We start from the raw sequence: 24010 nt of genomic DNA, 5'->3' as shown, positions 1-24010 counted from the left end.
GGCACGTATGACGGCAGGTCAGCGGCGCTCCCGAGCTCGGCCCCGGACCGGCGTCGGCCGTGGTCCGGACGGGTGGCCGGCCGGTCCTCAGCGCCGCACCCGCGGCAGCCGGGGGCGGGTCAGGAAGCCCTCGGCGGCGGCGTTGGCCGCGGCGATCGCGAACAGCTCGGTCGTCTTCTCGTACAGCATGAAGCGCGGCCGCCACTGCGGGCGGTACTTGGCGTTGGAGCGGTAGAGCGACTCCAGCTGCCACCAGCGGGAGAAGAACCGGAGCACCCCGCGCCACAGCCGCAGCACCGGGCCGGCGCCGAGCCGGCCTCCCTGCTCGAAGACCGAGCGGAACATCGCGAAGTTCAGCGAGATCCGCTCGACCGCCGGGTCGCCGGCCGCGGCCCGCAGCAGCAGCTCGGTCACGAGGAACTCCACCAGCCCGTTGTCGGACTCCCGGTCGCGGCGCATCAGATCCAGCGAGAGCCCGCGCGTGCCCCACGGGACGAAGCTGAGCAGGGCGCAGGTGCGGTCCTTCTCGTCGCGGCACTCCAGCAGCAGGCAGTCCCCGTCCTCGGGGTCGCCGAGCCGGCCCAGGGCCATCGAGAAGCCGCGCTCGGTACGGCCGTGCCGCCAGGCGTCGGCGAGGTGGACGAGCTCGGCCAGCTCGTCCTGCGGGATGTCGCGGTGGCGGCGCAGCACCGCCCGATACCCGGCCTTGGCGATCCGGTTGTACGCCTGGCGCAGCGGGCGCATCTGGCGCCCGTCCAGGGTGAAGGAGGCCGTCTCGACGATCGCCTCGTCGCCGTACTCCAGTGCCTTCAGCCCCGAGCGCGCGTACACCTCGCCGGCCCGCTCGCTCGCCCCGGTGACGGCCGGCACCCAGGCGTTGGCGCGGGCCGCGGCCCGCCATGCCCCGATCGCCTGCGGCCAGGCCTCCGGGTCGCCGACCGGGTCGCCGGAGGCGAGGGCGACGCCGGCGACCACCCGGTAGAGCACGGCGGCCTTGCCGGAGGGCGACCAGCAGACCGACTTGTCCCGGCGCAACGCGAAGTAGCCCAGCGAGTCCCGGTCGCCGTGGCGCTCCAGCAGGATCCGCAGCCGCTGCTCGTCCTGCGGGCCGAGGTGGACCTGCCCGCGCGGGGAGCGCAGGAACACCCGCAGGACGAGCAGGAAGAGCACCGCGCCGAGGACGTTGAGCAGCAGGTCCAGCCAGCCGGGCACGTCGACCCCGCCCACCTGGACGAAGCCGGAGACGGTGAACAGCCGCAGGACCGCGTAGCCGAAGCTCTCGCCCCAGCCGGGCACGGGGTCGGTGTAGCCGCGGACCAGCAGGGCGCCGAGCACGGTCAGCACCAGCGTTCCGCCCAGCAGGACGCAGAGCCCGAGCACCACGTTGCCGCGCTCGCCGCGGACGTGGAAGGCGGGGCGGCCGATCATCAGCGCGGCCAGCAGGGCGAGGGTCAGGGCGGCGGAGACCCAGTTGAAGGGGTGGGCCCGGTCCTGCGGGAGCGCCACCAACGCCAGCATGAACAGGGCCGCGTACAGGGCGACCACGGCGGTGGTCACGATCCAGGCGGCCCGCTTGCGGCGGCGCAGCATGACCGCGAGCAGGCCGGTGAACAGGGCCGCGGTGAAGCCCGCGGTCAGCAGGACGGGTGTGAAGAACTCTCCGGAGTTGATCTGCTGGACGCGGTCGCGGAACGGCGCGATCGGGGCGGCCAGCAGGTTGAGGACGGCGGCGACCCGGATGTACCACTCGGCGGCGACCGCGCAGCGCATCCGCCAGGGCGCGAGCGCGGGCGGCAGCGGGGTCGGGCGGGCCGGCTCGGGAGCGGGTGCCGGGGGCCGTTCCGGTGCGGGGGCGGGCGCGGGCGTCGGCGCGGGCGCGGGCGTCGGCGCGGGCTCGGGCTCGGCGGCGGGGGCGGGGATGGGCAGTGGTCCGCCCGCGCCGGTCGCCCGGTCGGGTGCGCCGGCCAGCACGTTGTAGAAGGAGCTCTTGGCGGCCAGCACCCGCTGGTGGATCCGGGCGTCCCGGCGTTCGGACCTGGCCAGCCGCTTGGGTCTGGTGCGGTAGCGCCAGCGCGCCCAGGGGCTGCTCGGCCGGGCCAGCCGCAGCGCGCCGACCAGGGCGAGCGGCGGGAGCATCACCCCGAGCAGGCCGGTCCACAGCTTGCCCTTGAGCAGGCTGATCACCACCAGGAGCAGCAGGACCCCGGCCACCACGAGCTGGCCGGCCGTCAGCCGGCGGCTGAAGCCGCCGAGCGGCAGTTCGCCGAGCAGCAGCAGGCCGATGACGGCGACGGCCAGGATCACCGCGTCCACGGACTTGCGGCCCTGCTCGCTCCAGTACACGTCCTCCAGGTGCAGGACGAGCGCGAACTCGTCCAGGACCAGGCCGCAGCCGATCCCGAAGGCCGCGCCGAGCAGGTCCCACGGGGCCTCGGCGCAGCCCCGGACGGTGAAGGAGCCGACTCCGGCGACGATCATCAGGGCCTGGCCGAAGACCACGTGGTGGATGTGCAGCCCACCGGGGGTGACGTTGCCCGGCCACCAGCTGGTGCCGCGGCGGATCATCCGGACGCTGAAGCGGATGAAGAGGAAGGAGCCCATCAGGCCGACCAGCAGCAGGAACAGCGGCTGCCTGCCGCTGTCGATGATCCGGTGCCGGTACGTGTCGATCAGGGCCTGCCACATGACTGCGCGGACCTCCCGGGGGCGTCGGGCCGGCGGCAGCGACCCGGTGCGGCTCGGCGACTCCCCCTCATGTGACGATGGTTCAGCTCGGCCCGCGACCCGGCGTCCGGTGCGGCTGGTCCGAACGGGCGATCAGCTCCTGGCACCCGCAGCGGATCGGCCGGAGCTCCGGCAGCCCGTGCGATGCTGAAGCGATCGTCAGGTCTATCACCCCACTTGTCGGACTGTACGTCCGCGCTGTCCGCTGCCCTGTGCCACCTCCTGCCCGTACGGTCCCAGCTCCCGCGCCCCCGCCGCACCGCAACCCGCGCCGCCGGCCCGCGCTGCTCACCGACCGCGCCGCTCATCCACCACACCGGCCGCCCCCGCGCCGGCCATCCACCGCGCCGCCCCACGAACGGAGTGACCATGGACGCTCTCTCCCGTCGGACCCTGCTGGCCGCCGGAGCGGCCACCGCCGCCACCCTGGCGGCCGGCTGCTCCAGCACCGACAGCGGCACCGGTGGCGAGCAGGCCGCGGCGCCGCCGGCGGAGGCGAGCGGTGCGGCGGCGAAGAGCGACACCCCGGCCGCCGCCCCGAAGCCGCCCGCCACCCTGATCGGCGACGGCTCGACCTCCGACACCGGGCCGCAGCCGAACCAGCCGAGGGCCGAGCCGCTGAGGCTGGGCGAGCGTCCACCGCAGTTCGTGGTGTTCTCCTGGGACGGCGCCGGCGAGCTGGACAACGGGCTGTTCGCCCGGTTCCGCCGGCTCGCGCAGGAGCACAACGCCTCGATGACCTTCTTCCTCAGCGGCCTGTACCTGCTGCCGGAGTCGAAGAAGGACCTCTACAAGCCGCCGCAGCACAACGTCGGCGCCTCCGACATCGGCTACCTGAGCGACCCGCACATCCACGAGACGCTCACCCAGCTCGGCGCGGCCTGGCTGGAGGGCCACGAGATCGGCACCCACTTCAACGGGCACTTCTGCGGCGCGACCGGGGTCGGCCAGTGGTCCTCCGAGGAGTGGGACAGCGAGATCGAGCAGGCGATGTCCTTCGTCATGAACTGGCGTACCAACACCGGCTTCGGCGACCTGCCCGCGCTGCCGTTCGACTACCGCAAGGAGCTGATCGGCAGCCGCACCCCCTGCCTGGAAGGCCAGCGCGCCCTGCTGCCGACCGCGGCCAGGCGGGGCTGGAAGTACGACAGCAGTGGCGGCGGCGGACTCCAGGTGTGGCCGCAGAAGTTCCACGGCGGCGCGCTGTGGGACTTCCCGCTGCAGTCGATCCCGTTCCCCGGGCACACCTTCCAGGTGCTCTCGATGGACTACAACATCATGTTCAACCAGTCCGGGAGCAACACCAAGGCCGATCCGGCGCTGTACCCCGCCTACCAGGCCCAGGCCCGGGACTCCTACCTGGCCGGCTTCGAGCGGGCGTACACCACCAACCGGGCGCCGTTCATCATCGGCAACCACTTCGAGCAGTGGAACGGCGGCATCTACATGAACGCCGTCGAGGAGGTCCTGCGCACGATCGCGGGCAGGCCCGAGGTGCGGCTGGTGTCGTTCCGGCAGCTGGTGCACTGGCTGGAGGCGCAGGACCCGGCGGTGCTGCGCAAGCTCCAGAGCCTCAACCCGGGCGAGGCGCCGGCCGGCGGCTGGGAGGCCTTCATGGGCGCCCCCGCCGGCTGAGCCGGCGAACGGACGCGAACGGACGAACGGCCGGCCGCGCTAGCCGGTGCGGGTACGGCTACGGGTGCGGCCGGAGAGCAGGGCGCCCAGCAGGGCCACCCCGGTCATGGTCAGGAAGATCACCGCGAAGGCGCCCGACGTACCGGCGCCCTGCGCCGCCTGCTCGGCGTCGGCCTGGCCGACGCCGCCCAGCGCCGAGAACAGCACCCCGGCCAGGCCCACCAGCAGGACGTTGCCCAGCGCATCGCTCATCTGCAGCGAGGCGGAGTTGGCGCCGGCGTCCTCGGGCGCCGACAGCCGCATCATCAGCACGCTGATGCTCGCCACCGCCAGGCCCATCCCGATCCCGCCGACCGCCCAGGACAGGGCCGCCACCCAGACCGGAACGGCCGGGACGAGCACCAGCGCCGCACCGGCTATCGCCAGCGCCGTCAGCACGAAGCCGAGCCTGATCATCGCGTCGCGGTACTTCTCGGCCCCGGGCCGGCCCTGCAGCCATGAGCCCAGCGCCCAGGAGAGGCCGCCGCTGGTCAGCGTGAGCCCCGCCAGCGTCGGCGACAGGCCGCGCTGGGTGACCATCATCAGCGGGATGAACGCCTCGGCCGCGAAGAACGCCCCCGCCGCCACGCCGCGCAGCAGGATCACCGTCGGCAGGCCGCGGGCGGCCCGTACCGTGCCGGGTGGCAGCAGCCGGATGACGGCGGGCACCAGCAGCGCGGCGCCGACGGCGGCCGGCAGCAGGCCGATCAGGTCCAGCCGCTGGCCCGCGTACTGCAGCAGGCCGGCACCGAGCGCGGCCATCGCCGCCAGGGCGGTGCGCCGGCGGTCGAAGCCCTCGCTGCGCAGGCCCGGCTGCTCCCGCTCGGAGCGGCGCAGCGCCGGGCCCATCACCACCAGCGGCAGCAGGATCAGCACCGGCACCGCCAGGAACACCCAGCGCCAGCCGAGGTGCTGGGTGACGGCGCCGGAGACCACCGGGCCGACGATCGAGGGCAGCACCCAGGCCGCGGAGAACGCGGCGAAGACGGCGGGCCGCAGCCGCTCGGGGTAGGCCCGCCCCACCACCACGTACAGCGCGACGATCACCAGGCCGCCGCCCAGGCCCTGGACGGCGCGGCCGGCCACGAAGGGCCACATCCCGGGCGCGGCGCCGGCCATCACCAGGCCCGCGCCGAACACCGCGATGCCGGTGAACAGGGGTTGCAGCGGGCCGCGCCGGTCGCACCACTGGCCGGAGACGACCAGGGCGAAGAGCGTGGTGGTGAAGTAGCCGGAGAAGGCGAAGGCGTACAGCCCCAGGCCGTCCAGCTGGCGGGCGGCCACCGGCATCGCGGTGTTGACGGCGGTCGCCTCGAAGGCCAGCAGCAGCACCACGGAGACGATGCCCAGGGTCAGCGCGCGGTAGCGGACGCCCATCACCCCGCCGGGGTCGTCCGCGCCGGGCGGGCGCTGGTCGGGCGCGGGATCGACCGAGGTGGGGGAGGCTGTGGTCATGGAGAACATCGTAAGACCCAATGTTCGGAATGACTCCTGACTTTCGTCCCAGGGCGGCCTGGGACGCCGGTCCTAGGACCACACGGCGCGGGTCCGCCGCAGGCACCCGGACGGCGGGCGGGGATCAGTGGCCTCCCACCGAGATGTCGAGGTCGCGCGGGGTGAGCAGCCGGACGCTCAGCGCGGCGAGCAGCATCAGCGCCGCACCGCTGAGGCCGACCACCCCGAGGGAGTGGGGGAAGGCGTCCCGGGCCAGACCGGCCCCGGCGCCCCCGGCACGCTCCGCCGGCGCGAGCGCACCGCCGAGTGACTCCCGTACGGTCCCGACGGCGGCGCCGGTGACCCCCTCGGCGGTCGGCCTCGCCGACGGCAACCCGTCCCGGTACGTCGCGGCGGCGATGCCGCCGAGCACGGCGACAGGGGTCAGTGCAGCACCTTCAGGCCCACCACACCGGAGACGATCAGCAGCAGACAACCGATCCGGGCCGCCGTGGCCGGGTCGCCGAGCGCCACCATGCCGTAGAGCGCCGTACCGACCGCGCCGGTGCCCACCCACACCGCGTAGCCCGTACCGATCGGGATGGTGCGCATCGCGTACGCCAGCCCGCCCATGCTGAGAACCAGGGCGACGGCGAAGACGACGCTGGGAACCAGGCGGGAGAAGCCCCTGGACGACTCCAGGGAGACCGCCCAGAGGGTCTCCAGGACGCCGGAGATGATCAGAACGAGCCAGGCCATGACGCAGAACCTCCGCAGTGATCAGCGGCCGGGTTGCCGCTGGTCCTGCGCCGTCTTGTCCTGCCGGGTACGACGCGCTCGTCCGGGGTGATCGCGTGATCGCTCACCTGCCTTCGACGGTAGCACGACGCGCCATACAGAATTTACATTCGGATATTGACGCACCCCGGAGCGCACCCCATAAGATGAATTCACCAAGCAGCGCAACGACAGGAGTCGGACATGAACAGGAAGCCGGTGGCCCTTTCCGCGCCCCGCACCTGTACCGCTCCCCGGTGTTGTCGCGCCTGCCCCTGCGCCTGAACGCGCAGCCCTCCCCCGGCCGTGTGCCCGAGTGGCTCAGGGAACCGCCTGCAAAGCGGTTTACGCGGGTTCGATTCCCGCCATGGCCTCCCCCAGAATTGCCGGTCAGCGAATTCCCGCTGCCCGGCAATTCGTCGTGCAATTCCTCGCCCCATTCGCCGCGCCATTCCCGGAGAATTCAGCGGTACAACGGCGGCCGGCACGGCGCGACCGGATCGGCTCCGTCGACCGGCGCCCGCTCTGGACGCCCGGCCGGACGCCACCATCGACGCCGAGGCCACGCAGGTCGCATTCAGCCCGCGGGCTGCCTGAGGCTGCGCCGGGTCAGGCGGTGATGGCGTCCTCGGGGCGGATCGGGAGGCGGCCGACGGGCAGGCCGGTGGCGGCGCGGACGGCGGCGGCGACGGCGGCCGGGGCGACCACGGCGGGCACGGCGCTGACGGCCTTGGCGCCGAAGGTGGCGACCACGTCGCGCTCCTCCAGCAGGGCCGCGATCCGTACGTCCGGGGTGTCCAGCGCGGTGGGCAGCCGGTAGCCGGTGAGCGAGGGGTTGGCCAGCAGGCCGCCCTCGGTGCGCAGGTCCTCCAGCAGGGCCAGGCCCACGCCCTGGGCGACGCCGGCCTCGATCCGGTCCTCGATCTGGCGCGGGTTCAGCGCCCGGCCGACGTCCTGGGCGACGGTGACGTCGACCACCCGGACGGCGCCGAGCTCGATGTCCACGTCCACCACGGCCCGCATCGCGCAGAAGGCGATGGAGACGAAGGCGTCGCCCTGGCCGGCCTCGTCCAGCGGCTCGGTCGGGTGCGGGCGGCACTGGGCGGTGGCCCAGAGCTCCTTTCCCTCCAGCGCCTCGCCGACCGGCATGCCCAGCACCCCGTCGTAAGAAGTGATCTTGCCGTCGGAGATCGAGAGCAGCTCGACCGACATCCCGAAGTTCGCCGCGATCGGCTGGAGCAGCTGGTGGCGGACCATCAGCGCGGCCCGCTCGACGGCGCCGCCGGAGACCCAGGTGTGCCGCCCGCGCGCCGAGGGACCCGCGATCGACTGGTCACTGTCCACCGGCGCGATGTAGACCTCGCTCACGCCCAGCACGGACTGCACGATCTGCCGGGCCAGAGTCGCGAAGCCCTGGCCGGAGTCCACGGCGGCGCAGATGACGGTGGCGTGGTCACCGCTGACCCGCACGGTCGCGGTGGAGACCTCGTCCTCGCCCTCGGCGCCGAGCATGTGCACCATGCCCACCGCGTAGCCGATGCCGCGCCGCACCGCCGCCGGGTCCCCCGCGCCGCCGGGGCCGCCGGGCAGCAGCCAGTCGGCGTCCGGGTCGTCCACCGGCAGGACGGGCAGCGGCTCGCCCGCCACGGCGTCGAGCAGGGCGGCGACCGGCGCGGGGCAGGTGACGGCCTGTCCGGTCGGCATCGGGTCCCCGGTGGCGAGGGCGTTGCGGCGGCGGATCTCGACCGGGTCCAGCCCGAGGCGGGCGGCCAGCTGGTCGAGCTGGGACTCGTACGCGAAGCAGGTCTGCAGGGCGCCCTCGCCGCGCATCCGACCGGCGGGCGGGTTGTTGGTGCGTACGGCCCAGGCGTCCACGAAGACGTTCGGGCAGACGTAGGGGCCGACCGAGAACGCCGTCGCGGCGGCCAGCGCCTCCGAGGACACGTCGGCGTAGGCGCCGCCGTCCAGCAGGATCTGTGCCTCGACCTTGACCAGCCGGCCCTCGGCGTCCGCGTGGTGACGGTAGCGCAGCAGGGCCGGGTGGCGGGCGGTGTGGGTGTGGAAGGACTCGGCGCGGGTGAGGGTCATCTTCACCGGGCGGCCGGTGCGCAGCGCGAGCAGCGCCAGGGTGACCTGGAAGGACAGGTCCTCGCGGTCGGCGGTGGCCCCCGGCACGCCGGTGACGACCAGCCTGACCCGGTCGGGCTCCAGGCCCAGGCACGCGGCGGTGCGGTCGCGGTCGCCGTGCGGGTCGGTGGAGGACAGGTGCAGCTCGACGCCGCCGTCCGGGCGCGGCACGGCCAGGCCCGCCTCGGCGCCGATCGGCGCCGGGTCCTGACGGCCGACCTGGTAGAGGCCCTCGACGATGATCTCGCCGACCGCCTCGGGGTCGCCGGTACGCAGCGGCAGGTGGCGGAAGAGGTTGCCGTCCGGGTGCAGCGGGGCGGCGGTGAAGGCCTGCTCGGGGTCGGTGACGGGCTCCAGCAGCTCGTACTCGACCACGATCGAGGCGGCCGCAAGGCGCGCGGTGTCGGGGTGGTCGGCAGCGACGGCGGCGACCGGCTCGCCGTGGTGGCGCACCACCCCGGCGGCCAGGATCGGCCGGTCGGCGACGATCGGGCCGTGCGGGGCGCCGTCCTGGCCACCGTCCGGGCCCGGCGGGAGGTCGTCGGCGGTGACCACGGCGTGCACCCCGGGCAGGGCGAGCGCGGCGGAGGTGTCGACCGAGACGATCCGGGCGTGCGGGTGCGGGGCGCGCAGCACCGCGCCCCACAGCAGGCCCTCGGCCCAGAGGTCGGCGGCGTACGGGTAGATGCCGAGCGCCTTGGGCAGGGCGTCGGTGCGCAGCGGGGAACTGCCGAGGCCGAAGGGCTCGGGGGTCTGACTCTCGCCGCCGTCCGGCCGGGCACTGTCGGTCTGGGGCACTGCCGCGATGTCGGTCGGCGAGGTCATGCGTGGCGGTCCTCGGGAATGGGGGTGCCGTGGGCGGGGGTCGCGCCGTACGGGATGCCGTGGCCGGCGTCGGTCGGCACGCCGTGGGGTGGCGTCGGGATGTACGGGGTGCCGTGCGCGGGCGTGCCCTCGGGGCCGGGGCCGTCGAAGGCGGTGCCGTGCGCCGGGGTGCCCTCGTAGACCGGGCCGTCGTACCCGCCGTGCATCTGCGGCATCGGCTGCATCGGCGGCATCTGGGGCACCTGCTGGTAGGGCACTCCCAGGTACGGTGTGCCGCCCTCGTAGTGACCCTGGCCCTCGTAGGGGACGCCGCCCTCGTACGGCTGGTCCGGCAGGTAGGTGCCGTGCGCGGGTGTGCCCTGGAAGGGCGCCTCGGCGTACCCCGGCTGCGGGAACTGACCGGGCTGCGGGTACTGGCCCTGCTGGGGGGCGTGGTGCTGGGGCACGTGCTGCTGCGGGGTGTGGTGCTGGGGCGCGTGCTGCGCGGGGATGCCCGTGATGGGCGGCAGCACCCCGGTGTCGTAGACGCCGTCGTAGCCGTACTCCATGCCCACCCCGACGCCGGTGCCCGCGGCGGTCGGCTGCGTGGCGTACTCCGCCATGTACTCCGTGGCGTGCTCCGCGGCGGCCGGGACCTGCGCGGCGGACTGCTGCGGGATGTGCTCGACCCAGGCCTCCGAGTCCGCGTAGACCGGCAGTTCGCCGGCCAGCGGCAGGTCGGCGGCGGACTGCGCCGCCGGCGGCGCGGCCGGGGGTGCGGCCGGCTCGGCGGCGGGTGCCGACGGCTGACCGGCCGCCGGCTCGGCCTCGTCGGCCGCGTCGGGCTCCAGCTCGGCCTCCGCCTCCAGGGCGCGGGCGTCGGCGACGCTCTGGACGGCGGCCAGCACGCCCCGGTAGCCGGTGCAGCGGCAGAGGTTGCCGCAGAGCGCCTGACGGGCCTCGACCTCGCTGGGCCGGTGGTTGCGCTGGAGCAGGTCGTGCACGGCCATCGCCATGCCGGGGGTGCAGTAGCCGCACTGCACCGCGCCGGACTCGGCCAGCGCCAGCTGTACGTCACTGGCCGCGCCGCCCGCCGAGAGCCCCTCGACGGTGTTGATCTCACTGTCGGCGGCGAGCGCCGCGGGCACCAGGCAGCCCGCCACCAGCTGTCCGTCCACCTGCACCGAGCAGGCCCCGCACTCGCCCTGCTCGCAGCCGTCCTTGGCGCCGGCCAGGCCGAGGCGCTCGCGCAGCACGTAGAGCAGGCTCTCCCCGATCCAGGCGTCGGTGACGGGCCGTTCGAAGCCGTTGACCCGCAGCGTGTACGAGGCGCACGGCCGCAACTCGGCGCTCACCGGCGGAGCCGGGTCGAGCGGGCCGGGATCGATGGAGTCTGTCGTCACTTCAGCGCCCTTCCCAGTGCCCGGCGGGCCAGCACCGCTACGGTACGCCGCAGCCGGACGGCCGCGGCGCTCGGCCCCTCGGTGGCGGCCTCCCACGGGCCCTCGGCGCCGTAGTTGTCGGGGACGCAGGCGCCTGCCACATACTCGCCGAACGCGGCGGTCGCGGCCGGGTCGATCTCCCGGGAGCCCTCCCAGTCGATACAGCCGGCGACCCAGGCCTCGGCCTCCAGCGGCCGCAGCGGCACCGGGGCGACGGCTCCGACTGCGCAGCGCACGGCGCGGCGGGCGGGGTCCAGGACGAGGGCGACGGAGGCGGTGGCGCGGGACGGGCCGCTGCGGCCGGTGGACTTGAGGAAGACCTGCGGTGCGTGCAGCAGCGGCACCCGGACCCAGGTGAGGAGCTCTCCCGGGCGCAGCGGGTCCAGGCCGGTCAGCAGGTGGCTGATCGGGACCTCGCGGGTGGAGCCGGGCCGGGCCAGGGTTGCGGTGGCCTCCAGCGCGGCGAGCACCGGCAGGGTGTCACCGGCGGGCGCGGCGGTGGCGATGTTGCCGCCGAGGGTGCCCACGTTGCGTACCTGCGGGGGGCCTGCGGTGCGGGCGGCGTCGGCGAGCGCGGGGATCAGGGCGGCGAAGTCGGGCCGGTCCATCCGGGCGTGGGTCAGCCCGGCGCCGAGCACCGCGGTGCCGCCGTCCTCGTAGCGCCAGCCGCGCAGCTCGGTGATCCGGCCGAGGCCGATCAGGGCGGCGGGGCGCAGCCGTCCGGCGTTGACGGCCTCCATCAGGTCGGTGGCGCCGGCCACCGGCACCGCGGCCGGGGTGGCGGCAAGCGCTTCGACGGCCTCGTCGAGGGAGGCCGGCAGCATGATCGTCCGGTTCACCTGGGTCCCACCGTGCTCCACTTGCTCATCGACTGCCTGCCGCCCCCGGCCCTCGGCCGGGTGTCCGCGTCGGCAGCACGGCCTGGCCCGTAGGGTACGGGCGATCGGGCCGGGTTGGGCAACTCTGGCACACAATGCTCGATGATCATTTCTGGGGCGCCGAGCGCGCGTGACCGATTGAGACCGAATCCGGATGGTATCTGCTCCGGTCCGGCGCGGGCCGGAGCAGATGTTCACCTGCTCTTGACGCCTGGATGCCGTCGCAAAGTTCCCACGGACGAATCCCCGGCCGCGTCACACCCGCGGCGGCTCCCCCTCGATCGGGCGTCCCGCCACCCCGGGCCACCACTGCCACGGCCGCGGCCCGGCGGCCGGGTGGTACTCCACGCCCAGCGCGTCCAGCCGGGGCAGGAAGTGCCGGGAGCCGAGCAGCTGGCGCAGTGTCCCGGGGCGCCCCGGAGCGCCCCGGCGGGGCCGCGGGCCGTGATCACCGCCCGGTCGGCGCGTACCGAGATCCGGTACGCCTCGGCGGCCGGCGCCCGGTCCTCGATCAGTTCGACGGCGCTCGCCCCGCCGCCCGTACCCGCGCCGCTGCCGACCGCCGGGCGCAGCGGCAGGCCGGTGGCGTTCTGCGTGGCGCGCAGCCAGTGCTCGGCGGGCTCCAGGGCGGGCACGGCGGTCGGCGTGGCGTCCGGGCCGAGCAGCAGATCCTGCCCCGCCCGGCGGCGGCCGCCGTCGGAGCGGGAATCAGCTGCAGCGCGGCGAGGTCCTGCGGATCGGGATCCTGCGGGGTGAGGTCCTGCGGGGTGAGGTCCATCAGGCCGTCACGCCCCGCCGAACGGCGAGTGACACAGACCAATCACCGATGGACCCGCCACCCGGCGGGCGGCTCAGCCCTGGTCCTTGCCGCCGCCCTGGCCGTCCTGCGGCTTGCCGATGCCGTCGTAGATCTCCTTGCACATCGGACAGACGGGGTACTTCTTCGGGTCGCGGCCGGGAACCCACACCTTGCCGCAGAGCGCCACCACGGGAGACCCGGAGAGCGCGCTCTCCATGATCTTGTCCTTCTGGACGTAGTGGGCGAAGCGCTCGTGGTCGCCGTCCCCGTTGGACACCTGCGGGACGGGCTCGACCAGGGTGCCGGTGCCGAGGCCGCGCTCGGGCTCAAGAGTGCTCATGAGTGCCAAGTCTATGGGGGCGCGGCGAGAGCGGGCCAGTGTCGGGCGCCCGGCCCGGTGGGACGGCGGCGACCCGGCCCGGCGCCGTGGCGGCAACCCGGCGGGCGGGCGGCTCAGTTCAGCGTCGGATCGTCGGGGTACGTCGCCAGCAGCGCCAGCGGCCCGCGCTGGCGGCGCAGCACCGCCCGCCAGAGCCGCTCCGGCTCGGGGCTGGAGATGTCCCCCGGTTCGGCGTCCACCAGGTACCACGCGCCGCTCGCCAGCTCGCTCTCCAGCTGGCCGGGCGACCAGCCCGCGTACCCGGCGAAGATCCGCATGCCGCCCAGCTCGCCGGCCAGCACCTCGGGTGGCGCCTCCAGGTCCACCAGGCCGATCGCGCCGTGCACCCGCCGCCAGCCCAGCGGCTGGCCCTGGGCCGGCTCGCCGGGCGCCACGCCCAGTCCCAGCGCGGAGTCCAGCGCGACGGGCCCGCCCTGGAAGACCACCGGGGGCTGCCCGACCAGGCCTCCCCAGCCGTCGAGCACCGCACCCACCTCGATCGGGGTGGGGTGGTTGAGCACGACGCCGAGCGCCCCCTCCTCGTCGTGGTCGAGCAGCAGCACCACCGCCCGGGTGAAGTTCGGATCGGTGAGCAACGCGGTCGCGACGAGCAGTCGGCCGGTGTGCGATTGGGCCGCGGTCATGCCCACATGATCCCGCAGGACAGGCCGGTACGGGTAACCCCACGCCCAATCGTCCGGGGCCCGACGAACACCCGTACGGACGCACCGGCGGGCGCCGGACCACCCTGAGAGAGCACTATCACGGAACAGGCGGAAGGGAACCAAGCGGACGCCTACTACCATCTACTGATGGTGGACACCCCCCATGCGGCGGAGATTCGGTCGTCCGGGGCCCCACAGCTGCCCGAACGACCCACCACCGCCCACCCTCCCCAAGGGCTGGCACCCACTCACCTGGCATCCCGGATTGCGAGAACGATGACCGACGACGTCCTGCTGGTCCACGGCGGAAACCCGCTCGAAGGCGAGATCCGAGTCCGTGGTGCGAAGAACCTGGTCCCCAAGGCCATGGTCGCCGCCCTGCTCGGCACGGGCCCCAGCAGACTGCGCAACGTCCCGGACATCCGTGACGTCAAGGTCGTGCGCGGCCTGCTCCAGCTGCACGGTGTGACCGTGCGCACGGGTGACGAGGAGGGCGAGCTGATCCTCGACCCCTCGCACGTGGAGAGCGCGAACGTCGCCGACATCGACGCGCACGCCGGCTCCTCGCGGATCCCGATCCTGTTCTGCGGCCCGCTGCTGCACCGCCTCGGCCACGCCTTCATCCCGGGCCTGGGCGGCTGCGACATCGGCGGCCGGCCGGTCGACTTCCACTTCGAGGTGCTGCGCCAGTTCGGCGCCACCATCGAGAAGCACCCGCAGGGCACCTACCTGGTCGCCCCGCAGCGCCTGCGCGGCACCCGGATCGAGCTGCCGTACCCGTCGGTCGGCGCGACCGAGCAGGTGCTGCTGACGGCCGTCCTGTGCGAGGGCGTCACCGAGCTGCGCAACGCGGCCATCGAGCCGGAGATCGTCGACCTCATCTGCGTCCTGCAGAAGATGGGCGCGATCATCTCGATGGGCACCGACCGCACCATCCTGATCACCGGCGTGGACGAGCTCGGCGGCTACAACCACCGTGCCCTGCCGGACCGGCTGGAAGCCGCGTCCTGGGCGTGCGCGGCGCTGGCGACCAAGGGCGACATCTACGTCCGCGGTGCCCGCCAGCTGGAGATGATGACCTTCCTCAACACCTTCCGGAAGGTCGGCGGCGCCTTCGAGGTGGACGACGAGGGCATCCGCTTCTGGCACCCGGGCGGCGAGCTCAAGGCGATCGCCCTGGAGACGGACGTGCACCCCGGCTTCCAGACCGACTGGCAGCAGCCGCTGGTGGTCGCGCTGACGCAGGCCAGCGGGCTGTCGATCGTGCACGAGACGGTCTACGAGTCCCGGCTCGGCTTCACCTCCGCGCTGAACCTCATGGGCGCGCACATCCAGCTCTACCGCGAGTGCCTCGGCTCCACGCCGTGCCGCTTCGGCGCCCGCAACTTCCAGCACTCGGCGGTCGTCTCCGGCCCGTCCAAGCTGATCGGCTCCGAGCTGGTCATCCCGGACCTGCGCGGCGGCTTCTCGTACCTGATCGCGGCGCTGGCCGCGGAGGGCACCTCCACGGTGCACGGCATCGACCTGATCAACCGCGGCTACGAGAACTTCATGGAGAAGCTCCGTGACCTCGGCGCCCACGTCGAGCTGCCCAGCGAGAATCTGGTGACGTCCTGACGCCCTGACGGGCCCCGTACGACGGCCGGTGGCCGGGTTCCCCTCCGGGGGCCCGGCCACCGGCCGTCGCGGCACCGGGCGGCGCAATCGCGTCGACGCGGCCGCCAACGCCGCAGGGGCGGACCGACCGGAGTCGATCCGCCCCCGCGGGCGTTCAAGCGTCTACCGCGAGGCTCCTGGGGAGCCCTGCGTCAGTTGCCCTTGGCGGCTTCCTTGAGCTTGGAGCCGGCGCTCACCTTGGCGCTGTAGCCGGCCGCGATCTGGATCGGCTCGCCGGTCTGCGGGTTGCGGGCGGTGCGGGCAGCGCGGTGGGTGCGCTCGAAGGTCAGGAAACCGGGGATGGTGACCTTCTCGTCGCCCTTGGCGACGACCTCGCCGACGATCTCGGCGAACGCGGCCAGAACGGCGTCGGCGTCCTTGCGGGTCACCTCGGCGCGCTCGGACAGCGCGGCCACCAGCTCACTGCGGTTCATGTGTACTCCTGTGGTCTGTTCGCGTTGCGGTGTGCGGGGGCCCCATCGGTCGTCCCTCCGGGGATATCCGGCTGGGCCGCTGGTCCGCACACTGTGCTCATTCAGGCATTGGGTGGTCAGGGGTTCGGGCTCGTACCCCGAGCCGCGAGCCGTGCATGTCGGCCCGCGTGCCTGCCTGGGAACGAATCCTGCCCCGACCGGCCCCGAGAAAGCCAATCGGGCCCCGGCAGCGTTGACCCGAACAGCGCCCGCCCTCAGAAGCGGTGACGCTCCGTCGGCACCGGCGGACCGGCGCGGGCGGCGGTCGGGACGACACGCCGGAAGACCAGGGGGACGTTCCGTACTTGTCGGACACGCCTGCCCCGTGCAGGGCTACCGTACGCCCAACCACCGACAAGCCCAAACACGCCCCTCGCCCTTGTGTCGCAAGGGTTCGGGGCGGACTTGGGTGGGTAAGGTCGCTAATCGGTCATTTGACCGACAATGAGACACCCCCTGAACGGCACCGCGTCAGAGCTTGACGGAGGGAAAGGACGAGGTGTCGAGGGTGCCGACGATGCCCGGGGTGGGCCTGGCCGGAGCCGGCTGGCCGGGGCCCGCGGCAGCCAGTGCGGCGTCCCGCACGGCGGAGGCGACGGTCTTGGCGACGTCCGGGTGGAAGACGCTGGGGATGATGTAGTTGGCGTTGAGCTGGTCGTCCGCGACGGTGGTGGCCAGCGCGCGGGCGGCGGCGATCATCATCTCGGTGTTGACCGTGCGGCTCTGCGCGTCCAGCAGGCCGCGGAAGACGCCTGGGAAGACCAGCACGTTGTTGATCTGGTTCGGGAAGTCGCTGCGGCCGGTGGCGACCACCGCGGCGGTCTGCCGGGCGACGGCCGGGTCGACCTCGGGGTCGGGGTTGGCCAGCGCGAAGACGATCGCGTCCTGGGCCATGGTGGCCAGGTCGTCGCCGTCCAGCACGTTCGGGGCCGAGACGCCGATGAAGACGTCGGCGCCCGCCACGGCCTCCTTGAGGCTTCCGGTGCGCCCGGAGCGGTTGGTGTGCTCGGCGATCCAGCGCAGGCTGTCGTTGAGGTCCTCACGGCCCTGGTGGACCACTCCGCGCACGTCGGCCACGGTGGCGTGCTCGACGCCGGCCGCCAGCAGCAGCTTCAGGATGGCCGTACCGGCGGCGCCGGCGCCCGACATCACCACCCGGATCTCGGAGATCTCCTTGCCGACCACCTTCAGCGCGTTGGTCAGCGCCGCCAGCACCACGATCGCGGTGCCGTGCTGGTCGTCGTGGAAGACCGGGATGTCCAGCGCCTCCCGCAGCCGGGCCTCGATCTCGAAGCAGCGCGGCGCGGAGATGTCCTCCAGGTTGATGCCGGCGAAGCCGGGGGCGATCGCCTTCACGATCGCGACGATCTCGTCGGTGTCCTGGGTGTCCAGGCACAGCGGCCAGGCGTCGATGCCGGCGAAGCGCTTGAACAGGGCCGCCTTGCCCTCCATCACCGGCAGCGCGGCCGCCGGGCCGATGTTGCCCAGGCCCAGCACCGCGGAGCCGTCGGTGACCACGGCGACGCTGTTGCGCTTGATGGTGAGACGGCGGGCGTCCTCGGGGTTCTCGGCGATCGCCATGCAGACCCGGGCGACACCCGGGGTGTAGATCATCGAGAGGTCGTCACGGTTGCGGATCGGCAGCTTCGACGACATCTCGATCTTGCCGCCGAGGTGCATCAGGAAGGTACGGTCCGAGACCTTGCCGATCGCGACACCGTCGATGGCCCGGAGCTTCTCGACGATCTCCTCGCCGTGCGCGACGGAGGACGCGGCGACGGTCACGTCGATCCGCAGTGCCTCAAGGCCGGAGGCGGTCACGTCGAGACCGGTCACCGAGCCACCCGAGGACTCGACGGCGGTGGTGATCGAGCTCACCGCGTTGCCGCGGGCCGGGACCTCCATCCGCACCGTGATCGAGTTGGAGACACTGGGCACCGTCGCCATCGACGTCCTTCTTCCGTCCACTGGGGCTCTGCTGAGGGGTCTGCGAGCCGGGCGGTCCCACGGCGAACCGTGGATTCAACAATTTGTTGAAGGTGACGCCCAGCGCATGCTAGACCTCGATCGTCGCACCTACCAGGGGGTAGCCAGAAATAAAGTTCATAGAGTGTCCGAACTCCACAAAGCAGGCTGCGGCCGTTCGGTCCACGTTCGGGAAATCTGTCGCGAGGAGGTTGGCACTCGGGACTGATGCGTTACATTGGACGGGACACCGGCTCGATCCAAGCCCCCGGGCCCAACCTTAGTCGCTTCGAGCGACCACTTGCCGCGAGGCGAGCATGGCGGGTCGGTGTCGCCAACGTAACAGCGAGGGCCCCCACCGCAGGTGGGGGCCCTCGTCGTTGACGGCCCGTCGGCCGACCCTCGGTCAGCCGAGCAGCAGCGCCGGGACGCCGTCCGCGTCCGGCAGGTCGTCCGGCCCGGACAGCACCGTCAGCCGCTGGGTGGCCCGGGTCAGCGCCACGTACAGCACCCGCAGGCCCGCCTCCGACTCGCCCGCGATGCCGGTCGGGTCGGCGACCACCGTCGCGTCGTACTCCAGCCCCTTGGCCTCCAGGCTGCCCAGGGCCACCGCGCGCTCGCCCAGCCCCTCGATCCAGCCGGCCGCCTCCGCCCGGCGGTCCATCGGGACCACCACCGCCACCGTGCCGTCCACCTCGGCCAGCAGCCGGGTCAGCTCGGCGCGGGCCGCCGCCGCGAACGCCCGGGGCGCCGGGTCGGCGACGGCCGCGAAGCGCGGCGTCACACCGGTGGAACGCACCGCGCTGGGCGAGGGCGTGCCGGGCGCGGCCAGGGCCAGCACCTTGGCGGCCACCTCCGCGATCTCGGCCGGGTTGCGGTAGTTCACCGTCAGCGTGTGCCGGCGGCGCGGCTTGCCGGCCAGCACCTCGTCCATCGCCGCCTGCGCCTCCTGCGGGTACGGCCAGGAGCTCTGCGCCGGGTCCCCCACGATCGTCCAGGTGGCCATCCGGGCCCGGCGGCCGATCATCCGCCACTGCATCGGGGTGAGGTCCTGCGCCTCGTCCACGATGATGTGCGCGTACTCGGTCCGCTCGACGGGCATCCGCTCGCGCTGGCGGGAGTTGCGGTCGGCGTAGGTGGTCACCTCGTCCAGGCCGCTGAGCAGGTCCACCGCGTCCACCTCGCGGACCTTGGGCCTGGCCGCCTCGCCGAGCAGCAACCGCAGCTCGTCGACCAGCGCCACGTCGTGCGCCGAGAGCTCGCCCTCGCCGCGGTCCGTCAGGTGCCGCCAGGAGGCCGCCAGCAGCCGCGCCTCGTCCGGGGTGACGCAGCGGCGGGCGATCCGGTTGGTGTGCCGGGTCTGCCGCAGGGTCGCCAGCACCCGGCGCGGGGTCAGCGCGGGCCACCAGGCGTCCAGGAAGTCCAGGAACGGCGCCTCGTCCGAGACGTACTCGTCGAAGGACTCCTTCTCCTCCTGGCGCTGCTCGCGGGCGTAGTGGTCCGCCGGCTTGGGCAGGTGCCGGGTCGCCTCCTGCCACAGCGCGTCCAGCAGCAGCCGGCGGGCACGCGGGCGCAGCAGGTTCAGCGGGGTGCCGCCGCTGCCGACGACATGGCCGCGCACCGCCTTCAGCCGCTCCGCGTCCAGGCGCAGCACCTCGCCGCGGGCGACCACCTTGAGCTCGGTCGGCGCGCCCAGCTCCAGAGCCGCGCGGGCGGCCCGGCGCAGCAGCTGGACCATCCGGGCCGAGCCCTTGACCCGGGCGGCCTCCGGGGTGTCGTAGGTGCCCGCCTCGATGCCGTCCACCAGGGAGCCGACCGCGCGGATGGCGACCTGGCCCTCCTCGCCGAGCGAGGGCAGCACGCCCTCGGTGTAGGAGACCAGCAGCGCCGTCGGGCTGACCACCAGGATGCCGCCGGCGTAGCGGCGGCGGTCCTGGTAGAGCAGGAAGGCGGCGCGGTGCAGGGCCACGGCGGTCTTGCCGGTACCGGGGCCGCCGGTGACCAGCGTGGCGCCGGCCGCCGCGGCCCGGATGACCTCGTCCTGCTCCTTCTGGATCGAGGAGACGATGTCGCGCATGGAGTGGCTGCGGGCCCGGCCGAGGGAGGCCATCAGGGCGCCGTCGCCGACCACCGCCAGCTCGCGACCCTCCAGCGTCGGGGTGAGGTCGGGGCGCAGCAGGTCGTCCTCGACGCCGATCACCTTGCGGCCCTTGGACCGGATCACCCGGCGGCGCATCACCCGGCCGGGCTCCAGCGGGGTGGCCCGGTAGAAGGGCGCGGCGGCGGGCGCCCGCCAGTCGATCACCAGCGGGCCGTACTCGGCGTCCAGCACCCCGAGCCGGCCGATGTGCAGGGTCTCGGCCACGGCCGGGTCGGCCGGGTCGAGCGGGGTATTGGAGGGGATGCCGTGCTCCTCCGGCGCGTCGGCCTGCTGGAGGTCGATACGGCCGAAGAGGAAGTCCTCGAACTCGTTGTTGAGCCGCTGGAGGTGTGCCCCGGCCCGGTAGACCTGGGCGTCCCGCTCGGCCAGCGCGCCGGGCGTGCCGATCTGGACCCGCTTGGCGGCGTCCTCCAGGATGTACTCGGCCTCGGCGAGCTTCTCCTCCAGCCGGTGGTAGACGGTGTCGAGGTGGCGCTGCTCTTCGGCGATCTCACGGTCGCGGACGGTGTCGGTGTCGGTGACGATCTCAGTGTCGCTCTGCATGGCCTCGGTGGTTGCGGCGGTGTACTGGGTTGAGCCGTGCGCGCCCAAGGAGCCCCCTGACGTACATCCTGCGGTGGTGGTCCGCCTCGGAGAATGAGCGGACAGAAGATCCTACGCCCGACCCCCCTCCCGGCGCCGCACCGCCCGGCTGTTCTGCCGGGCGCACGCGTGCTCCTCATCCGGACGCGGTCCGGGGCCCGGACGCACGAAAGCCGCCCTCCGGATGGAGGACGGCTTCCGATACACATGGGGTTGGTGGAGATGCCGGGAATCGAACCCGGGTCCAGTGGAGTGGATTCAGGACTTCTCCGAGCGCAGTCCGCTGTGAGTTTCTCGGCCCTGGCGGTCACGCGGACAAGCCGCCAACAGGCCCAGCTGCTGTTTGATTTCCCATCCGCCCTCGCAGCCCGGGCGGACGGTTGAGTTCCCTAGATTATGCCAGGGTCCGGGTCGGGAACTCCCCGGTCTGACACCCAAGCACTCTTGCTGCTAATTAGGCAGCGAGAGCGAACTGCTGGGAATCGCGCTTAGAGTTGGCGATTATTTGTTTGCGACAGATGGTTAACGAGATCATTGCCGCGTTCCTCGGCTCGCTTCTCCTGTTTCGACTTCCCCTGTCGAAGCCGATCATCCCCATGTTTTGTTGACAAACAGCCCCGGGTGGTCACCCACCCGGTGTTGCGTGAGCCATGGTACGCGCTCGGACCTGGCAGGGTCCAGCGGATTAACCCTGACGCCGGCGTGCCGCCGCGACGGCGCGGGCCGTCTCGCGGGTGTCCTGCTTCTCACGCAGGGTCTGCCGCTTGTCGTACAGCTTCTTACCGATCGACAGCGCCAGTTCGAGCTTGACCCGGCCGTCCTTGAAGTACAGCGACAGCGGGACGAGCGTGTGGCCCGAGTCGTTGAGCTTCCCGGCGATCTTGTTGATCTCCATCCGGTGCAGCAGCAGCTTGCGCTTGCGCCGGGCGGCGTGGTTGGTCCAGGTCCCCTGGGTGTACTCGGGGATGAACACGTTGTCGATCCACACCTCGTGGTTCTGGATGTACGCGTAGCCGTCGACCAGGTTGGCCCGGCCCTCGCGCAGCGACTTCACCTCGGTGCCGGTGAGTACGATGCCGCACTCGTAGGTGTCGAGGATGGTGTACTCGTGCCGCGCCTTCTTGTTCTGCGCGATCAGCTTGTGTCCCGTTTCCTTTGCCATAGCGCCGATCATTCTCGCATCCCGGCGACGCCTTCGGCAGCCCCTTTAGCGGCGGGTCCGGGTGCCGGGCCCCCGCTCACGCCCCGGGGCCGAGGCCGGCCAGCACCCGCAGGGCCAGCTCGCCCGCGTCGCCGGGCTCGGTGGCGAGGACGTCCGGGGCGAGCCCGGTGCCCTCCGGGGAGCGGCCGGCCGGGGTGTAGTAGCGGCCGACGGTGAGCTCCAGCACGGCGCCGTCGGCGAGTCTGCTGGGCTGCTGCACGGTGCCCTTGCCGAAGGTCCGGGCGCCCACCACCACGGCGCGGCAGCGGTCCTGCAGGGCGCCGGTGAGCAGCTCGGCCGCGCTCATGGTGCCGCCGTCCACCAGCACCACCAGGGGTGTGGTGGTGTCCCCGCCGCGTGCGGCGGTCAGCTCGCGCCGTTCGCCGCGCTCCTGGTAGGAGGCGACCGGGCCGCCGTCCAGGAAGACCGAGGCGGTGCCGACGGCCTCCTCGACCAGCCCGCCGGAGTTGCCGCGCAGGTCCAGCACCACGCCGGCCTTGGCTCCGCGGACGGCGGCCCGCACCTGCTGGGCGACGCCGCTGGTGAAGCCCCGGACGGTGATCCGCACCACCCCCGCGGGCGTGCGCTCCACCGCGACCTGCTGACTGTCCAGCAGGGCCCGGCGCAGCGGCACCTCACGGACCGGTCCGTCGTGCCGCTGGACGGTGAGGGTGACGCCGGAGCCGACCTGCCGCTCGCCCTCGCGCCCGCGCAGCCGGGCGACCACCTCGGTGACGGGCAGGTGGTCGGCCTGGTCCTCGCCGATCCGCAACAGGCGGTCGCCCGGGGCGATCCCGGCCACGGCGGCCGGCCCCTCGGGCTGGACCTGCGAGACGGCCGTCACGCCGTCCTGGCCGCGCCCCACCGACAGGCCGACGCCCAGGTAGCGCCCGCCCAGACCCTGGGTGAACTCGGCGTACTCCTGCGCACTGTAGTACGCGCCCCAGCGGTCGCCGCTCGCGCCGAGCAGGTTCTCCGCCTGCTGGGCGGAGAGCTGCGCCCCCGTCGGGTCCTGACCGGTCGCGAGGGCCGGCGCGGGAGCGGCGACGGGCAGGACATCGGCGGAGGTGCGGCGCGCACCCGGGGACTGGTCACCCCAGGCGCCGGTGGCGGCACCGGCCAGCAGCACGGCGCCGAACACCAGGCTGAGGGTGGCTCCCTGGCGCAGCACCGAGCCGCGGTGACGGCGCGGAGTCTCTGGCATGGCATCTGAGTCTAGGCGCAGCGCCACCGGCCAGGGGCGAAACAGTCCTGTTCGGCGGCCCGGTGTGACACGGACGGCCCCGGACGGCGTGCTGCCGTCCGGGGCCGCCGGATCCTTGCGCGGTGACGTAGCGTCACACCTTCAGGTACTTGCGCAGGGTGAAGAACGCCGCGATGCCGGCCATGCCCATACCGACCACCACCAGCAGCGGAATGACCGCGAGCACCGAGCCGAGGCCGATGAAGTGGATGAACTGCACCCGGCTGGCCAGCCAGTTCTGGACGAAGAAGTGCCCGCCGAGCAGCAGTCCGGAGGCCATCGCGGCACCGAGCAGCGCGGCGAACGCGGCCTCGGCGATGAACGGCATCTGGACGTAGAAGTTCGAAGCACCGACCAGGCGCATGATGCCGGTCTCGCGCCGCCTGCTGAACGCCGACACCCGGACGGTGTTGACGATCAGCAGCAGGGCGACGAAGAGCATCAGCACCATGATCACGAAGGCCGCCGTCTGGAGGCCGTTGAGCAGGCCGAAGAGGTTCTCCAGGATCTTGCGCTGGTCCTCGACGGACTTCACCCCCGGCTTGCCGGCGAAGGCGCTCTGGATGACGTCGTACTTGGTCGGGTCGGTCAGCTTCACCCGCCAGGACTGCGGGATGGCCTCCGGGCCGAGGACGGAGATGAGCGGGTTGTCCGGGTTCATCTCCTTCCAGTGCTTGTAGGCGTCGGTGGAGTTCTCGAACGTCGAGGTCTGCACCACCGGCATGTTGTCCAGCGAGGACTTCACGGCCGCGATCTGGTCGTCGGTGGCGGCCCCGTTGACGCACTGCGGGGAGTTCCGGGTATCCGACTTGGTACAGAAGTAGATGCTCACCTCGACCTTGTCGTACCAGTACCCCTTCATGGAGTTGACCTGGTCACGGACCAGGAGGCTGGCACCGGCGAGGGCGAGCGAGAGCGCGACACTGACGACGACCGCGATGGTCATCGTCAGGTTGCGGCGGAGACCCACACCGATCTCCGACAGGACGAACTGGGCGCGCATGCGTTTCCAACTCCAGGGTCAAT

At 73.0% G+C, this 24010-nt stretch carries 17 protein-coding genes, 1 tRNA gene, 1 other RNA gene and 1 riboswitch; of the genes, 3 read left to right on the top strand and 16 right to left on the bottom strand.

What is annotated here, in order from left to right:
* Positions 1 to 87: 87 nt before the first annotated feature.
* Complete coding sequence (locus ACIBH3_RS16050; RefSeq protein ID WP_396312579.1) at positions 88 to 2685, bottom strand: phosphatidylglycerol lysyltransferase domain-containing protein; 2598 nt, start codon at positions 2683 to 2685, stop codon at positions 88 to 90.
* Positions 2686 to 3093: 408 nt separating this feature from the next.
* Here ACIBH3_RS16050 and ACIBH3_RS16045 point away from each other — a divergent pair, with 408 nt between their 5' ends.
* Positions 3094 to 4359 carry a hypothetical protein gene (locus ACIBH3_RS16045; protein WP_396312578.1) on the top strand — a complete coding sequence of 422 codons (1266 nt, stop codon included), beginning with the start codon at positions 3094 to 3096 and terminating at the stop codon, positions 4357 to 4359.
* Positions 4360 to 4398: 39 nt separating this feature from the next.
* On the opposite strand, the gene ACIBH3_RS16040 is transcribed toward ACIBH3_RS16045, so the two are convergent.
* The 3 genes from ACIBH3_RS16040 to ACIBH3_RS16030 form a co-directional block, all read right to left on the bottom strand.
* On the bottom strand, positions 4399 to 5853 hold the full coding sequence (locus tag ACIBH3_RS16040) for an MFS transporter (protein ID WP_396312577.1): 1455 nt from the start codon (positions 5851 to 5853) through the stop codon (positions 4399 to 4401).
* Between the two features lie 124 nt (positions 5854 to 5977).
* Complete coding sequence (locus tag ACIBH3_RS16035) at positions 5978 to 6265, bottom strand: hypothetical protein (protein WP_396312576.1); 288 nt, start codon at positions 6263 to 6265, stop codon at positions 5978 to 5980.
* A gap of 11 nt (positions 6266 to 6276) precedes the next feature.
* Entirely contained in the window at positions 6277 to 6591 is a 315-nt protein-coding gene (locus tag ACIBH3_RS16030) for a DMT family transporter (protein ID WP_396312575.1), read from the bottom strand.
* A 44-nt stretch (positions 6592 to 6635) separates the two neighbouring features.
* Positions 6636 to 6697, bottom strand: a riboswitch (guanidine-III (ykkC-III) riboswitch).
* Between the two features lie 214 nt (positions 6698 to 6911).
* Between ACIBH3_RS16030 and ACIBH3_RS16025 the strand changes: the two genes are divergently transcribed.
* Positions 6912 to 6983 (top strand) — tRNA-Cys (locus ACIBH3_RS16025).
* A gap of 235 nt (positions 6984 to 7218) precedes the next feature.
* Here the strand turns inward: ACIBH3_RS16025 and ACIBH3_RS16020 are convergent.
* The 5 genes from ACIBH3_RS16020 to ACIBH3_RS16000 all read right to left on the bottom strand — a co-directional run bounded on the left by ACIBH3_RS16020 (position 7219) and on the right by ACIBH3_RS16000 (position 13682).
* Positions 7219 to 9561, bottom strand: a complete 2343-nt coding sequence (locus tag ACIBH3_RS16020; protein ID WP_396312574.1) for a xanthine dehydrogenase family protein molybdopterin-binding subunit — start codon at positions 9559 to 9561, stop codon at positions 7219 to 7221.
* Positions 9558 to 10943 carry a (2Fe-2S)-binding protein gene (locus ACIBH3_RS16015; RefSeq protein ID WP_396312573.1) on the bottom strand — a complete coding sequence of 462 codons (1386 nt, stop codon included), beginning with the start codon at positions 10941 to 10943 and terminating at the stop codon, positions 9558 to 9560. Before ACIBH3_RS16015 ends, ACIBH3_RS16020 begins: the two co-directional genes overlap by 4 nt.
* A complete protein-coding gene (locus ACIBH3_RS16010) occupies positions 10940 to 11806 on the bottom strand; it encodes an FAD binding domain-containing protein (protein WP_396312716.1) in 867 nt (288 codons plus the stop codon). The genes ACIBH3_RS16015 and ACIBH3_RS16010 overlap by 4 nt, the downstream gene beginning before the upstream one ends.
* 905 nt (positions 11807 to 12711) lie before the next feature.
* Positions 12712 to 12999 carry a DUF3039 domain-containing protein gene (locus ACIBH3_RS16005; RefSeq protein WP_396312572.1) on the bottom strand — a complete coding sequence of 96 codons (288 nt, stop codon included), beginning with the start codon at positions 12997 to 12999 and terminating at the stop codon, positions 12712 to 12714.
* A 113-nt stretch (positions 13000 to 13112) separates the two neighbouring features.
* On the bottom strand, positions 13113 to 13682 hold the full coding sequence (locus ACIBH3_RS16000) for a YqgE/AlgH family protein (protein ID WP_396312571.1): 570 nt from the start codon (positions 13680 to 13682) through the stop codon (positions 13113 to 13115).
* Between the two features lie 297 nt (positions 13683 to 13979).
* Here ACIBH3_RS16000 and murA point away from each other — a divergent pair, with 297 nt between their 5' ends.
* Complete coding sequence (gene murA / locus ACIBH3_RS15995) at positions 13980 to 15320, top strand: UDP-N-acetylglucosamine 1-carboxyvinyltransferase (protein ID WP_396312570.1); 1341 nt, start codon at positions 13980 to 13982, stop codon at positions 15318 to 15320.
* A 191-nt stretch (positions 15321 to 15511) separates the two neighbouring features.
* Here the strand turns inward: murA and ACIBH3_RS15990 are convergent, their stop codons facing one another.
* The 7 genes from ACIBH3_RS15990 to ftsX all read right to left on the bottom strand — a co-directional run bounded on the left by ACIBH3_RS15990 (position 15512) and on the right by ftsX (position 23987).
* The gene (locus ACIBH3_RS15990; protein ID WP_396312569.1) at positions 15512 to 15793 is read right to left on the bottom strand and encodes an HU family DNA-binding protein; all 282 of its coding nucleotides are present in this window, start codon (positions 15791 to 15793) and stop codon (positions 15512 to 15514) included.
* A gap of 510 nt (positions 15794 to 16303) precedes the next feature.
* Positions 16304 to 17779, bottom strand: a complete 1476-nt coding sequence (locus tag ACIBH3_RS15985) for an NAD-dependent malic enzyme (RefSeq protein WP_396312568.1) — start codon at positions 17777 to 17779, stop codon at positions 16304 to 16306.
* A 424-nt stretch (positions 17780 to 18203) separates the two neighbouring features.
* Positions 18204 to 20501 carry a HelD family protein gene (locus ACIBH3_RS15980; RefSeq protein ID WP_396312567.1) on the bottom strand — a complete coding sequence of 766 codons (2298 nt, stop codon included), beginning with the start codon at positions 20499 to 20501 and terminating at the stop codon, positions 18204 to 18206.
* Between the two features lie 253 nt (positions 20502 to 20754).
* Positions 20755 to 21136, bottom strand: a transfer-messenger RNA (tmRNA) gene (gene ssrA / locus ACIBH3_RS15975).
* A gap of 89 nt (positions 21137 to 21225) precedes the next feature.
* The gene (smpB, locus tag ACIBH3_RS15970; RefSeq protein ID WP_396312566.1) at positions 21226 to 21702 is read right to left on the bottom strand and encodes an SsrA-binding protein SmpB; all 477 of its coding nucleotides are present in this window, start codon (positions 21700 to 21702) and stop codon (positions 21226 to 21228) included.
* Positions 21703 to 21778: 76 nt separating this feature from the next.
* A complete protein-coding gene (locus ACIBH3_RS15965; RefSeq protein ID WP_396312565.1) occupies positions 21779 to 22945 on the bottom strand; it encodes a S41 family peptidase in 1167 nt (388 codons plus the stop codon).
* A gap of 133 nt (positions 22946 to 23078) precedes the next feature.
* A complete protein-coding gene (gene ftsX / locus ACIBH3_RS15960) occupies positions 23079 to 23987 on the bottom strand; it encodes a permease-like cell division protein FtsX (RefSeq protein WP_396312564.1) in 909 nt (302 codons plus the stop codon).
* Positions 23988 to 24010 lie beyond the last annotated feature (23 nt).

Origin of the sequence: Kitasatospora sp. NPDC050543 (assembly GCF_044457565.1) — a bacterium.
Classification (GTDB): domain Bacteria; phylum Actinomycetota; class Actinomycetes; order Streptomycetales; family Streptomycetaceae; genus Kitasatospora.
The sequence above is the reverse complement of the archived record's forward strand: the minus strand, read 5'-3'. Positions and strand labels throughout refer to the sequence as shown.

Coding starts and splice junctions, on each gene's coding strand:
- ACIBH3_RS16050 (WP_396312579.1), bottom strand. CDS start 2,685: ATGTGGCAGGCCCTGATCGACACGTACCGGCACCGGATCATCGACAGC.
- ACIBH3_RS16045 (WP_396312578.1), top strand. CDS start 3,094: ATGGACGCTCTCTCCCGTCGGACCCTGCTGGCCGCCGGAGCGGCCACC.
- ACIBH3_RS16040 (WP_396312577.1), bottom strand. CDS start 5,853: ATGACCACAGCCTCCCCCACCTCGGTCGATCCCGCGCCCGACCAGCGC.
- ACIBH3_RS16030 (WP_396312575.1), bottom strand. CDS start 6,591: ATGGCCTGGCTCGTTCTGATCATCTCCGGCGTCCTGGAGACCCTCTGG.
- ACIBH3_RS16020 (WP_396312574.1), bottom strand. CDS start 9,561: ATGACCTCGCCGACCGACATCGCGGCAGTGCCCCAGACCGACAGTGCC.
- ACIBH3_RS16010 (WP_396312716.1), bottom strand. CDS start 11,806: ATGCTGCCGGCCTCCCTCGACGAGGCCGTCGAAGCGCTTGCCGCCACC.
- ACIBH3_RS16005 (WP_396312572.1), bottom strand. CDS start 12,999: ATGAGCACTCTTGAGCCCGAGCGCGGCCTCGGCACCGGCACCCTGGTC.
- ACIBH3_RS16000 (WP_396312571.1), bottom strand. CDS start 13,682: ATGACCGCGGCCCAATCGCACACCGGCCGACTGCTCGTCGCGACCGCG.
- murA (WP_396312570.1), top strand. CDS start 13,980: ATGACCGACGACGTCCTGCTGGTCCACGGCGGAAACCCGCTCGAAGGC.
- ACIBH3_RS15990 (WP_396312569.1), bottom strand. CDS start 15,793: ATGAACCGCAGTGAGCTGGTGGCCGCGCTGTCCGAGCGCGCCGAGGTG.
- ACIBH3_RS15985 (WP_396312568.1), bottom strand. CDS start 17,779: ATGGCGACGGTGCCCAGTGTCTCCAACTCGATCACGGTGCGGATGGAG.
- ACIBH3_RS15980 (WP_396312567.1), bottom strand. CDS start 20,501: ATGCAGAGCGACACTGAGATCGTCACCGACACCGACACCGTCCGCGAC.
- smpB (WP_396312566.1), bottom strand. CDS start 21,702: ATGGCAAAGGAAACGGGACACAAGCTGATCGCGCAGAACAAGAAGGCG.
- ACIBH3_RS15965 (WP_396312565.1), bottom strand. CDS start 22,945: ATGCCAGAGACTCCGCGCCGTCACCGCGGCTCGGTGCTGCGCCAGGGA.
- ftsX (WP_396312564.1), bottom strand. CDS start 23,987: ATGCGCGCCCAGTTCGTCCTGTCGGAGATCGGTGTGGGTCTCCGCCGC.